Genomic DNA, 13,099 nt, shown 5'->3' with positions numbered 1-13,099 from the left:
CTTCTTTTGTTTTTCAGCCTTTTTTCCGGTGTGGCCGGGGCAGGGGATAACGGCTTTCCCACCCACCGCCCAGCGCGCGGTACAGATGGGTGACAGCGGTCGAGACCGCCACATCCGCCTCGATCAGGCGCGACTGGGTATCCAGCAGCCGGTCCTGCATGTCCAGCACGTTCAGGAACGCGGCCGACCCTTCGGCATACTGGCGCTGCGCGGTGCGCACGGCAATCTGGTTCTGCGCCACGGCGGCGGCCAGCCGGTCGCGCTGGTTCTGGGCCGATGACAGGTCAGCCATCGCATCGTCGATTTCCTGCCATGCCTTGAGCATCGTGCGTTGCAGCATGATGGCGGCTTCCTTCTGCTGCGCCTTGCGCAGGCGCAACTGTCCCGTCAGCCGCCCGCCCTCGAATATGGGAAAGGTCGCGGTCGGGCCAAAACCGTACTGGCGCGATGCCCAGCTTCCCAGCCCGCTGAACTGCAACGCCTGCACATCAAGGCTGCCCGACAGGGTCACGCGCGGGAAGAAATCGGCAATGGCGACGCCGATGCTGGCGGTGGCGGCATGCAGCCGTTCTTCCGCCATGCGGATGTCGGGCCTGCGTTCCGCCAGTTGCGATGGCAGCCCCACGGGAATTTCACGCGGCACCGGCGGCACGCCGCCGCCGGGTCCAAGGTTGCGGGTCAGCGCGCCGGGTTCGCGGGCGACCAGAAAGCTCAGGGCGTTGAGCAGGTGCGCTTCCTGGTCCTGCAACACCGGCAGGCGCGAGCGGAATTCCTCGTACTGGCCCGATGCATCGGCCACGTCCATGCGGGTCGCGGCCCCTTCGTCCAGGCGGCGCGTGGTCAGGCGCAGCGTATGGCTGGCCAGGTCGATATCCTGCCGGACAATGGCCATGCGCGCCTGCACGCCGCGCAGATCAAGGTAGTCCTGCGCCGTTTCCGCCATGAGCGAGACCATAAGCCCGCGCCGCATGTCCTCGGTTGCGTGCATGGCGGCGGTGGCGGCTTCGACCTGGCGGCGCACATGGCCCCACAAATCTACCTCCCACGCCGCGTTCATGCCGTACTGCGGCAGGTTGAAGGACGGGTTGCCGATCGATCCGGGCATGGCCGTGGGGCCAAAGCCCTGCGTGCCGCTGGCGATCGTGCCAGCGCCCTGCTGTTCCATGGTGCCCAGCAGCCCCAGTATGCCATTGGTGCTGGCGCGTTCGCGGGCATAGGACGCATTGGCTTCGGCATGGGGAAACTGGGCCGCACTTGCGATACGGCGTTCGGCCATGCTCTGGGCAAAGCGCCATGACGCGGCTTTCAGGTCAAGGTTGTCCTGCGCCACCTGCGCTTCCAGCGCGGTCAGGGTGGCGTCATTGAAAATGGTCCACCACTGCGCGTCCGCCTTTGCGTCGGTCACATGGCTTTCGGCGGGCGGCAGGCTGTCATGCCATGTCGCAGGCGCGGGCTGTGCCTTGCGGTGGTAGTCGGGGCCAACCGTGCAGCCGGTGGCGACCAGCGCGATCACGCCCAGGGCCAGCACGGCGCGGGGGTGGCGTATGGCCTGCATGACGTTACTGCCAAGCATAGCGGGCCTCCGTCGCGTGGGGGCCGTCGGGCGCGGTGACGGTGTCGATACGGGCTTCGACCGACATGCCGACGCGCACCAGTCCCGCCAGCGTCTGCCCGGGGTCGAATACCAGCTTGACGGGAATGCGCTGCACCACCTTGGTGAAGTTGCCGGTGGCGTTGTCGGGCTGGATCGGGGCGAAGGCGACGCCGGTGGCGGGGGCAAGGCTGTCCACATGGGCATGCAGCGGGTGGCCGGGGAAGGTATCGACCCAGATGGTCGCGCGCTGCCCGGTGCGTACGTGGGTCAACTGCGTTTCCTGAAAATTGGCCAGCACGTAGGCCGCCTGCGTCGGCACCACCGCCAGCAGGGCCGTGCCCGCATGGACATAGGCCCCCACGCGTACCCCACGTGCCCCCACCACGCCTTCGACCGGGGCGGGGATGGTGCAGTAGGACAGGTTGAGTGCGGCCGTATGTTCGCGCCCGCGCGCCTGTTCCAGCGCGCCCTGCGCATGCAGCAGGCGCGCGCGCAGGACCGCGACCTGATCGGTTTCGGCGTCAACCGCCGCATTGTCATGGTCAAGGCGGGCCTGTGCTTCCAGCAGGCGGGCGGCGCTGTCCTGGTTCTGCTCCTGCGTGCCGGAACCGTCCGCCGACAGGTTGTGGTACCGCCGTGCATTCTGCCGGGCAAAGGCAAGCTGCGCCTGATCCGCGCTGACACTGGCGCGCGCCTGCGCGATCAGGGCCGACTGGCGCACCAGTTCGGCCTCAAGGTTCGCCACGTCACCCTGTGCGGCTTCGCGTTCGCCCTGTGCCGTCTCCAGCGCCGCGCGGTAATCCTCGTCCTCGATATGGGCCAGTTCCTCGCCGGGGTGGACGGCTTCGTTATCCTGCGCGATCACGCGGTCGATGCGGCCGGGCACCTTGGGCGCCACGGTGGTGAAATCCGCCGTGACATAGGCGTCGTTGGTATATTCGCTGGCGCCATCGCCCGATACCAGCCGGTCGGCGGTCCATGCGGCCGCAACCAGGGCAATGACCGTGGCGCCAGCCAGGATGATGGGTTTCTTGTGGGGCATTGCTTCGGACCCGATCATTCAGTGCGCGGCGGGTGCGGGGACCGGCGCACGCGGGGGGTAGATACGTCCGGGCAGGATTGCCGTCAGGACAAGGAAAAAGGCGCAGATCCACATGACCAGCAGGTAGATGTCCGCCAGCGCCAGCACGGTGGCCTGTTCATGCACGTAGGTATGGAAGATCTGCAGCGCGTTGCGCGCCACATGCCCGGCATCGGGCGACGTGCCCGCGATCTGCCCGGCAATGGGGTCGCCCATGCCCGCCAGCGCCGTGCCATGCGTGCCGTGCAGGTCCAGCAGCATGGTGGAGTGGTACTGCTCGCGCCGGCGCAGCATGACTTCGAACAGGGCGGTGGCAATCGCGTTGGCCATGCCCTTGAGCATGTTCACCATGCCCGAGATCATCGGCCCGTCCGCGGGTCCCAGCCCAAGGGCGGCCAGCATGAGGGTGGGGATGACCACCATCGGTTGCCCGAAGACCTGCAGGATCTGGATGACCATGAAGTTGTCGCGCACCCAGTCCGGCGTCAGCCACGTGCCCAGCCACGCCGCAACCCCAAGGCAGATGAGGCCGATGGCCAGCACGTACCGGCAGTCCACCGCGCGGATATTGCACAGCGCCGCCGTCAGCGGCAGCAGGACCAGTTGCGGCAGCGCGACCACCAGCGCCACGGGTGCGGCCTGAACGGGCCGGTAGCCGCGTATGTCGGCAAGGTAGGTGAACGGGATTTCCGTCATGAGGCCACAGATCATGAGCGACGCCACCAGCGTCAGCAGCGATGCGGCGATATTGCGGTTACCCCAGAACTGGATGCGGAAGAACGGGCTGTGGTGGAACCATTCGTGCGCCAGGAAGGCGATGAACAGCGCGCCGCCCCAGAACGTCAGGTGCGTGATGACGGGGGATCGGAACCAGTCCAGCCGGTCGCCCTGGTACAGCACCGTCACCACGCACATGATGGCCGGGACCCCTAGCGCGAACCCGCGCCAGTTGAAGTTGCGGAACCGTTCCCAGTGCGACGGGTCGCGTGGCAGCCCCCAGCCGATCATCAGCGCCGCCACCGCGCAAAGCGGCAGCGTTTCCCAGTACAGCCACCGCCAGCCGACATGTTCGAACCACATCGCCTCCAGCGGGCCGCCAAGGTTGGGGCCGAAGGTCGCACTCATGGCATACCCGCCAATGCCGAATACCCGCAGCGGGGCAGGCAGGTATTTGAGCATGACGGTCATGAGGATGGGCGGCAGACACCCCGCCGAAAGACCCTGCGCCGCGCGCAGGATGCACAGCGTGGTCATGTCGGGCATGTAGGGCGCGGGAATGGCCAGCAGCCCCAGCAGCGCCGTCATGAACAGGGTAAAGCGGTAGATGGAAAACGTGACGTAGAACCATGGCGTGAACGCCATCGCCGCGATGTTGAAACATTCATAGATGGAGATGAACCACGTACCCTCGTCATGGCCGATATGCATCGCCCCACGGATATCAGGCAGGCCGATTTCCGTGACGTGTTCATTGAAACCGGCGACATGCACGGCCAGCAGCACCCCAAGGCACCCCACGACCGTGCGGATGCCAAAGGGCGGGATGTAGGAAGGGGCGGCGTTCACATTTATCTGTCCCGATGGGAAAACGGGCACATGATCGGCGCGGGGGGCGTGCGCGAATACCCATGTTCGCGTAAGGTGACACTTTCATTTTACGGATTGGTCAAATCCGTTTTTTCAGGATAATCGGGACGGTTTCATTCCGGTTTCACGGTGGGGACGCAACGCAGAGCCATGAGGAAACGCTACGATCTCGACCTGCTGCGCAGCCTCCAGGCCCTGATCGAGGAAGAAGGCGTCTCCCACGCCGCGCGCAGGCTGCAGATGAGCGAAGCCGCCATGAGCCGTACCCTCGCCAAGCTGCGTGTGGTCTTTGGCGATCCCATCCTGGTGGCGTCGGGGCGCAGGCTGGTCGCCACCACCTTTGCGCTGGGCATCCGTGAACGAGTGCAGGCGCTGGTTGAAGGCGCTGATGCCCTGCTGGAGGAGCAGGACGCCCCCGACCTCGCCGGCCTGTCCCCGCATTTTACCCTGCGGGCGAACGACCTGATCGTGGGGGCTTTTGGTGCCGCTATCCTTGCGGCGCTGCGGGCCGAATGCCCCGGCTGCACCCTAACCTTCGCCCCGGAAACGGATGAGGAACCGAGCAACGACCTGCGGGAAGGACGGATCGACCTCTATCTTGGCGCATCCGACGACATGCGTTCGGAAATACGCCGCCAGAGCATCTTTCCCACGTCCTTCCGTGCGCTGGTGCGCGCGGGCCATCCCATCCTGACCGAAGGGATCACGCCCGTCTCGGTCGCGCGGTATGAACATATAAGCGTGTCGCGCCGGGGGCGGCCGCATGGGCCGATCGATACGGTGCTGAAGGAACGGTTCGGGCTGAAGCGGCGGGTGGTGATGGTCGTGCCGACCTATTACGCCATGGTCGAGACCCTGCGCATGACCGACATGATCCTGCCATTGCCGGGTATCGCCATCGATTACCTGCCCATTCGGTCCATGCATCTTGAGGCGTTCGAATTCCCCTTCGAACTGCCCGTGGTGCATTCATTCCAGGCATGGCATCCAAGGCGCGATAGCGACCCGGTGCATCGCTGGCTGCGCAACACCGTCTATCAGGTCGTGCGCCAGCGCGGGGATGGGCCGCCTGACGGGTTTTCCCCCGCCACGGCGGCGGAGCACGGTATTAAAGACCGTCCTTGAGACACAAGGCAGAAGATAAAGAAGTTTTTGGTGAAGCTTTTTTCAAAAAGCTTCAGGGAACGCCACCTTTCTGAAAAAAGGCGGCACCCAAAAACTTTTGTTTTTCAAACAGTTTTTACTGCCCGTAGCGTACCACGCCCAGATCCTCGTACGGGATGTCGGGCATGCGGTTCGACATGATATCAGCCAGCACCCGGCCCGAACCACACGCCATGGTCCAGCCCAGCGTGCCATGCCCTGTGTTGAGGAACAGGTTGTCGTACTTCGTGCGGCCGATGATGGGGGTACCATCGGGGGTCATCGGGCGCAGGCCGGTCCAGAATTTGGCTGCTGCGATATTGCCGCCACCGGGGAACAGGTCGGTCACCGAATGTTCCAGCGTCTCGCGCCGCGGCGCGCGCAGCTTCGTGCTGAAGCCCGCCAGTTCCGCCGTGCCCCCCACGCGGATGCGTTCGCCAAGGCGGGTGATCCCGATCTTGAATGTCTCGTCCATGATGGTGGAGACCGGGGCCTGCTTTTCATTCACGATGTCAGCGGTCAGCGAATACCCCTTGACCGGATAGATCGGCAGGTCCAGCCCGAGGCGGCGCACCATGGCGGGCGAATAGCTGCCCAGTGACAGGACATAGGAATCCGCCACCATCCGGCCCCGGCTGGTCTCGATCCCGGTAATATGGCCGCCTTCATTCGTCATGGCGCGGATGCGGGTGTCGTAGTGGAAGGTAACGCCAGCCTTTGCCGCCATGGCCGCAAGGCGCTGGGTGAACATGAACGCATCCCCCGTCTCGTCCCCCGGCAGGCGCAGGCCCCCCACGATCTTGTCCGCCGATGACGCCAGTCCCGGCTCGGCCTTCACGCAGCCTTCACGCGTCAGGACTTCGTACGGGACATTGTACTGTTCCAGCACGCGGATATCACCCGCGATGGCGTCCATCTGCTTTTGCGTGCGGAAAACCTGCAACGTGCCCTGCTGGCGGTCATCATAGGTGATGCCGGTGCTGGCGCGCAGGTCGCGCATCACGTCACGGCTGTATTCTGCGATGCGCACCATGCGGCCCTTGTTGCGGTCATAGGCGGCGGTGGTGCAGTTTTCCAGCATCTGCACCAGCCACTTCCACAGATGCGGGTCCGGCATGGGCCAGAACACGAAGGGGCGGTACTTCATCAGCAGCCACTTGACCGATTTCAGCGGCACGCCCGGCCCGGCCCAGGGCGATGAATATCCCGGCGAGACCTGGCCCGCATTGGCGAAGCTGGTTTCAAGGCCGGCTTCGGGCTGGCGGTCCACCACGGTGACCTCATGCCCTGCCTGCGCAAGGTACCATGCCGATGTCACGCCGACGACACCGCTACCCAGAACGATGATTTTCATTACACAGATGCCTTCTCTGGCGGGTGGAAACGCATCACGCCGCCTGTGTCAGGTACGCGCGATGGAAACGGGAACCCAGCGCCGTCAGCACTTCATAGCCGATGGTGCCGGCGGACCGGGCGACATCATCCACGCTGCGCCGCGGGCCGATCATGTCCACATGCGTGGCCTGCGCCAGCACGCTTTCGGGCACGTCGCTTACGTCGATGGTGGTGGAATCCATGGAAATGCGGCCAAGGATCGGCAGCCGGTACTCCCCCAGCCACGCACATCCGCCGCCATCCGCGCCGTGGCGCAGGAACCCGTCGGCATAGCCAATGCCCAGGGTCGCGATCCGCCGTGGCCCGGTCGCGCGCCATGTCAGGCCATAGCCCACGCCGTCGCCCGCGCTGATGGCGCGGCGCTGGACAATGCGCGCGGCCAGCCGCACGGTGGGATGCAGGGGGTTGGGCGCATCGTTATTGGGGGCCAGCCCGTACAGGGCCGCACCGGGGCGGACAAGGTCGAAATGGTAATCCGGCCCGAGGAAGATCCCCGATGAGGCCGAAAGCGCCAGCGGGGCCGCGGGCAGGCGGGCGGCCATGGCGCGCAGGCGGTCGCGCTGCATGGCGTTGGCCGGGTTGGCCGGGGTATCGGCACAGGCGAGGTGGCTCATCACCAGTTGCGTATCGATTCCATCCAGTAGGTCCGGGCTGTCCGCCAGCATGGCGACATCCGCATCGGACAGGCCAAAGCGGGACATGCCGGTATCAACCTGCAGGGCGGCGGGCAGGGGATTGCCCATCTGGCCCGCATGCGCGCGCCACCGGGCCACCTGTTCCATGCTGTTCAGCACAGGCAGCAGGTCATGGCGCGTGAATTCGGCCTGTGTTCCCGGCATCGGGCCATGCAGGACGAAAATGCGTACGGTGGGGGCGACATGCGGCCGCAGGCGGATGCCTTCTTCCAGATGGGCGACGAAAAAGGTGTTCGCCCCGGCCTGTTCCAGCATGGGGGCAACCCGGTGGGCGCCCAGCCCGTAGGCGTCGGCCTTGACCACCGCCGCGCAGGTGGCATTGCCCGTGCGGGCATTGAGCAGGCGGTAATTCGCGGCGATCGCGCCCAGGTCGATTTCCAGCATCGCACCCGCACCCGGCGCGGCCCAGCCGGTAGCGTGCGGGAAGGAAGGCAGGTCAGGCATGGGGCATGTACTCCATCGGGCTGGCGGGACAGGACGATCGTACCCTGATGGAAACAAAATGTCCTGTCGTTTGATGCAATTTCATGCCATTAAGGAGCGATCGTACGCAATTATATACGAAAATAAGCGGAAAATTCACCATGGCATTCGATCGCCTGACAGACGCCATATTGCGCAACCTCCGCCATGACGGACGCATGAGCAATGCCGAACTGGCGCAGAAGGTCGGCCTGTCCCCGTCCGCCTGCCTGCGGCGGGTGCGGATGCTGGAAAAGGACGGGGTGATCCGGGGTTATCGCGCGCTGGTGGATGAACGTTCGGTCCATGGCATGACCACCGTGATCGTGCAGATCACGCTGGAACGCCAGACGGAGGAATGCCTGCGCCGCTTCGAGGCCCGCGTGCGCGACTGCGCCGATGTGCGCGAATGTTACCTGATGACGGGGGACGCCGATTATCTGGTCCGCGTCGAGGCGCGGGATGCCGCCGATTATGAACGCATCCACAAGGAAGAACTGTCGCGTATGCCCGGTGTCGCCCGGATACAGAGCAACTTTGCCATCCGCACCGTGGTACAGCGTTAGGTACTAAAAGTTTTGGGGTGCCGCCTTTTTTTAAAAGGCGGCGTTCTTTAAAGATTTTTGAAAAAATCTTTACCAAAAACTTTTTATTTTTAAAAAATTATATTGGATTCAGTCCAGCCAGGACTTGCCCTGTGATAAGGCGTGACACCGCCGGGATGATCCGGCGGTGCAAAAAGGGCGGTTACGGGACCGGCGGCAGCACCGCGCTGGCATGGCGCGGAATGAACGGACGAATCAGGAACTGGTAACAGCCCGCGCCGATCACGCCACCCAGCAGGGGTCCCGCAATCGGCACCCACCAGAAATTGTCCGCCGAAGGCAGGGCGGAACTGCCCCATCCGGCCAGGAAACAGAACAGGCGCGGCCCGAAGTCACGGGCGGGATTGATGGCCCATGCCTCCAGGTAGCCCGAGCACGCGCCAATGCTGGCCACCAGCAGGCCGATGATCAGCGCGCTGGAATTGGCCTGTGGCGCCACGGTATTGTACTCGCAGGTAATCGCGAAGATGCCGCCCACAAGCAGCGCCGTCAGGATGGTTTCATCCATGAAGGCATGGAGCGGCGTGATGAATTCGCCCGGATGGGTAAAGAAGACCCCCGCCGCCCCGCCATCGGCGCGGCTTATGCCATGCAACTGGTTGTAGTGGTCTATCACTGGCTGGTACAGCGTGTAGACAAGGGCCGCGCCCAGCACGCCCCCCAGTACCTGCGCCGCACAGTAAGCGGGCACCTTGCGCCACGAAAACCCACGGTATAGCGCCAGCGCCACTGATACGGCGGGGTTGGCATGGGTGCCCGATACGCTGCCGGTCACGTAAATCGCAATGGTCACGCCCAGCCCCCATACAATGGACACCCCCCAGTAGGAGAGCTTGTACGGGCTGGGATCATACAGCGTGTACATGGCGGCCACCGAATCGCCGATCAGGACGATGATCATGACCGCAATGCATTCTGATATCAGTTCGCCCAGAAACTGTCGGTTCTTTAGCATTTTAACCCACTTTATTCTTTTATTATCATTCGATGGGAATGGGCCGTCCGCCTTGTGGCGGGTTTCCTGCCCTGACATGTTCTTAAACGAACATACCCGTGCCGGGAAGAGGGACACGTGGTTGCCGGGGGGAAAGTTTCTTCTTTTCCCGATTGTTTCGTTATATTTCATGAAACCTCTCCAGCCTGGCAGATTCGGGGGCATGCCGTGCTGGCGTGTGTCAGACAGCAGCAGGGGCGGGATGGCAGCACATGCTGTGCGTTTTCGCACATGCACAAAAAACCGCCTGCACAGATAAATACCTGCAGATGGCGAATTTATGTCTAAAACCGGCAATATTTATGCATGAAATATTTCATGGAATGCGATGGCTGATGTGCGCTTTCCCTATTGAAACGCTCACGATGTTCGTTTACGAACATTTGTATCAGGAGGAACATCTACCATGGCGTCCAAGGACGAAACATTCCGCACCCCCGCGGCACAGGGCGGCCCGCTCGACCTGCTGGTCGTGGGCGGTGGGATCAACGGCACGGGCATCGCGCGCGACGCCGCGGGGCGGGGCGCGTCCGTCCTGCTGGTCGAGCAGGACGACCTTGCCAGCTACACTTCATCAGCCAGCACCAAGCTGATCCATGGTGGCCTGCGCTACCTTGAATATTATGAATTCCGCCTGGTGCGCGAGGCGCTGATGGAACGCGAGCGCCTGCTGCGCATAGCGCCCCACATCATCTGGCCGATGCGCTTCGTGCTGCCCTACACCCCGCAGGCACGGCCCGCGTGGATGCTGCGCCTTGGCCTGTTCCTGTATGACCACCTTGCGCCCAACATGACGCTGCCCAAGTGCAAGTCGCTTGACTTCCGCACGAATTCGGCGGGCAAGCCGCTCAACGGCACGCTGGCGCGCGGCTTCGCCTATTCCGACGGGTGGGTGCAGGACAGCCGCCTTGTCGTGCTCAACGCCATGGACGCCAAGGCGCATGGCGCCGACATCCGCACCCGCACCCGCCTTGTGCAGGCCCGGCGCGTGAACGGCCTGTGGGAAGCGGTGATCGAGAACACCCGCGATGGCAGCCAGGCGACCGTGCAGGCGAAGGTGCTGGTCAACGCCGGTGGCCCGTGGGTGAGCGAAGTGCTGCGCGAGCGCGCGCAGGTCGATAGCGACAAGAACGTGCGTCTGGTCAAGGGCAGCCATATCGTGGTGCCGCGCCTGTTTGACGGGCCGCAGGCCTATATCCTGCAGAACCCGGACAAGCGTATCGTTTTCGCGATCCCCTACGAGCAGAAATTCACCCTGATCGGCACCACCGACGTGCCGTGGGCGCAGGCCCCTGGCCGGGTCGAGATATCGCCCGAGGAAATCAGCTACCTGTGCGAAAGCGTCAGCCGCTATTTCACCAAGCCGGTAACACCGGATGACGTGGTGTGGAGCTATGCCGGCGTGCGCCCGCTATATGACGACGCGGCCAAGAACGCGTCCGCCGTGACGCGCGATTACGTGCTGGATGTGGATACGCAGGGCAACCAGGCGCCGATGCTGTCCATCTTCGGTGGCAAGATCACCACGTACCGCAAGCTGGCCGAACATGCGCTTGAAAAGCTGCAGCCCTTCCTGCCGGTGCTGTCCGCGCCGGGCTGGACCGCCGATCAGGTGCTGCCCGGTGGCGACCTGGGCGCGGGCGGGTTCGATGGCGCGGTCAGCCGGCTTGCGGCAAAGGCCCCGTTCCTGGATGCGCAGCTATGCTGGCGCCTGGTGCGCAATTACGGTTCGCGCGCGGGTGAAATCGTGGGCGATGCACGCAGCATGGCCGACATGGGCGAGCAGTTTGGCGGCGGCCTGAGTGCGCGTGAGGTGGAATACCTGATCGCGCATGAATGGGCGCAGACGACCGAGGACATCCTGTGGCGTCGGTCCCGCATGGGCCTGCACGTGACCGATGAGGACGCAGGCCGCCTTGACACCTACCTGCGTGGCCGCCAGCCGGTCGCCGCAAAGTCAGCTTCGTGACAGACGGGCCGTGGACGTGACATCGTCCACGGCCAGAACCGCATCCGCCCGTCAGGGCAGGAGAATATAATGAACAAGAAGAACAGAATTCTCGCCATCGATCAGGGAACGACCTCGACCCGCAGCATCGTCTTCGATCGTGACATCAACGCGCTTTCGGTCGCCCGTACCGAATTCGCCCAGCATTACCCCAATCCGGGCTGGGTCGAGCATGACCCGGAGGAAATCTGGGCCAACGTCCTGTCCACCGCGCGTGAAGCCATTGAAAAGGCCGGCGGCCCGGACACGATCGCGGGGATCGGCATTACCAACCAGCGCGAAACCATTGTCGTGTGGGACCGGGAAACGGGAAAGCCCGTTCACCGCGCCATCGTCTGGCAGGACCGGCGCACGACGCCCGTCTGCGCGCGCATGCATGAACAGGGGCATGAGCCGCTTGTGCGCGAACGCACCGGCCTGCTGCTGGACCCCTATTTCTCGGCCACGAAAATCGCGTGGATCCTTGATAACGTCGAAGGCGCGCGCGCGCGGGCCGAGCAGGGCAAGCTGGCCTGTGGCACGATCGACAGCTTCCTGCTGTGGCGGCTGACGGGCGGGCGCGTGCATGCCACCGACACGACCAATGCATCACGCACGCTTCTGTTCAATATCCATACCTGTGCGTGGGATGATGACCTGCTGGCGCTGTTTAACGTGCCGCGCGCCATCCTGCCCGAAGTGCGCACCAACAGCGAAATCTTTGGCGAGACGGAAGCCCGCCTGTTTGGCGAACCCCTGAAGGTCGCGGGCATGGCGGGCGACCAGAACGCGGCCATGGTGGGACAGGCCTGTTTTAAACCCGGCACGGCCAAGGCGACCTATGGCACGGGCTGCTTTGCGCTGCTCAATACCGGGACCACGCCCGTCCAGTCCGAAAACCGCATGCTGACCACCATTGCCTACCGCATCGGGGCCGAGACGACATATGCGCTGGAAGGCTCGATTTTCGTGGCTGGCGCCGCCATCCGCTGGCTGCGCGACGGGCTGAACCTGATTACCCATGCCTCCCAGACCGATGACATGGCGACCCGCGTGCCGCACAGCCATGGCGTCTATATGGTGCCCGGTTTTGTCGGCCTTGGCGCGCCGCACTGGGACCCCGACGCCCGTGGCCTGATCTGCGGGCTGACGCTGGATGCCACGGCGGCCCATATCGCCCGCGCGGCGCTGGAATCGGTGGCGTACCAGACGCTCGACCTCATGGACGCCATGCATGAGGACGGCGGCGAGGAACTGAGCGCACTGCGTGTTGATGGCGGGATGTCGGTCAATGACTGGTTCTGCCAGTTCCTTGCCGATATGCTGCGCACGCCCGTGGAACGGCCCAAGCAGGTCGAGACGACCGCCCTTGGCGCCGCCTTCCTGGCCGGGCTGGCGACAGGGGTATGGAGCAGCATTGCGGAAGTCGAAGGCACCTGGAGCCGTGGGCAGCTGTTCCGCCCCACAATGGACAAGGCCCAGCGCGACAGGATGGTGGCGGGGTGGCATGTGGCGGTGCGCCGTACGCTCAGTTCCACCGTTGCCGCGTAACCGAC

At 64.2% G+C, this 13,099-nt stretch carries 10 protein-coding genes; 4 read left to right on the top strand and 6 right to left on the bottom strand.

Annotation, left to right across the window (positions count from 1 at the left end; all coding sequences use genetic code 11):
* Window positions 1-13 precede the first annotated feature (13 nt).
* Genes CFR76_RS02600 through CFR76_RS02590 form a run of 3 tightly spaced genes read right to left on the bottom strand, consistent with a single transcriptional unit; the run spans window position 14 to window position 4,241 of the window.
* Window positions 14-1,573, bottom strand: a complete 1,560-nt coding sequence (locus CFR76_RS02600; RefSeq protein WP_408884347.1) for an efflux transporter outer membrane subunit — start codon at window positions 1,571-1,573, stop codon at window positions 14-16.
* Window positions 1,560-2,636: an HlyD family secretion protein gene (locus tag CFR76_RS02595; protein WP_110555832.1), complete on the bottom strand. Its 1,077-nt coding sequence runs from the start codon at window positions 2,634-2,636 to the stop codon at window positions 1,560-1,562. Before CFR76_RS02595 ends, CFR76_RS02600 begins: the two co-directional genes overlap by 14 nt.
* 18 nt (window positions 2,637-2,654) lie before the next feature.
* Complete coding sequence (locus CFR76_RS02590) at window positions 2,655-4,241, bottom strand: MFS transporter (RefSeq protein WP_110555831.1); 1,587 nt, start codon at window positions 4,239-4,241, stop codon at window positions 2,655-2,657.
* Between the two features lie 171 nt (window positions 4,242-4,412).
* Here CFR76_RS02590 and CFR76_RS02585 point away from each other — a divergent pair, with 171 nt between their 5' ends.
* Window positions 4,413-5,387 carry a LysR family transcriptional regulator gene (locus CFR76_RS02585; protein WP_110555681.1) on the top strand — a complete coding sequence of 325 codons (975 nt, stop codon included), beginning with the start codon at window positions 4,413-4,415 and terminating at the stop codon, window positions 5,385-5,387.
* 115 nt (window positions 5,388-5,502) lie between these two features.
* Here the strand turns inward: CFR76_RS02585 and CFR76_RS02580 are convergent, their stop codons facing one another.
* Together CFR76_RS02580 and alr are read right to left on the bottom strand one after the other, a co-directional pair.
* Entirely contained in the window at window positions 5,503-6,759 is a 1,257-nt protein-coding gene (locus tag CFR76_RS02580) for a D-amino acid dehydrogenase (RefSeq protein WP_110555680.1), read from the bottom strand.
* 34 nt (window positions 6,760-6,793) lie between these two features.
* A complete protein-coding gene (alr, locus tag CFR76_RS02575) occupies window positions 6,794-7,939 on the bottom strand; it encodes an alanine racemase (RefSeq protein WP_110555679.1) in 1,146 nt (381 codons plus the stop codon).
* 140 nt (window positions 7,940-8,079) lie between these two features.
* Between alr and CFR76_RS02570 the strand changes: the two genes are divergently transcribed.
* Entirely contained in the window at window positions 8,080-8,523 is a 444-nt protein-coding gene (locus CFR76_RS02570; protein ID WP_025438195.1) for an Lrp/AsnC family transcriptional regulator, read from the top strand.
* A gap of 181 nt (window positions 8,524-8,704) precedes the next feature.
* Here CFR76_RS02570 and CFR76_RS02565 read toward each other — a convergent pair whose 3' ends face one another.
* Entirely contained in the window at window positions 8,705-9,517 is an 813-nt protein-coding gene (locus tag CFR76_RS02565; RefSeq protein ID WP_110555678.1) for an MIP/aquaporin family protein, read from the bottom strand.
* Window positions 9,518-9,962: 445 nt separating this feature from the next.
* On the opposite strand from CFR76_RS02565, the gene glpD reads away from it, so the two are divergent.
* Window positions 9,963-11,525, top strand: coding sequence for a glycerol-3-phosphate dehydrogenase (gene glpD / locus CFR76_RS02560; RefSeq protein WP_110555677.1), 1,563 nt, complete (start codon window positions 9,963-9,965; stop codon window positions 11,523-11,525).
* A 69-nt stretch (window positions 11,526-11,594) separates the two neighbouring features.
* Window positions 11,595-13,094, top strand: a complete 1,500-nt coding sequence (gene glpK / locus CFR76_RS02555; protein WP_110555676.1) for a glycerol kinase GlpK — start codon at window positions 11,595-11,597, stop codon at window positions 13,092-13,094.
* The last annotated feature ends 5 nt before the right edge of the window (window positions 13,095-13,099 follow it).

Origin of the sequence: Komagataeibacter swingsii, from assembly GCF_003207895.1 — a bacterium.
Lineage (GTDB): Bacteria > Pseudomonadota > Alphaproteobacteria > Acetobacterales > Acetobacteraceae > Komagataeibacter > Komagataeibacter swingsii.
This window is presented reverse-complemented; position numbering and strand designations above follow the sequence as displayed.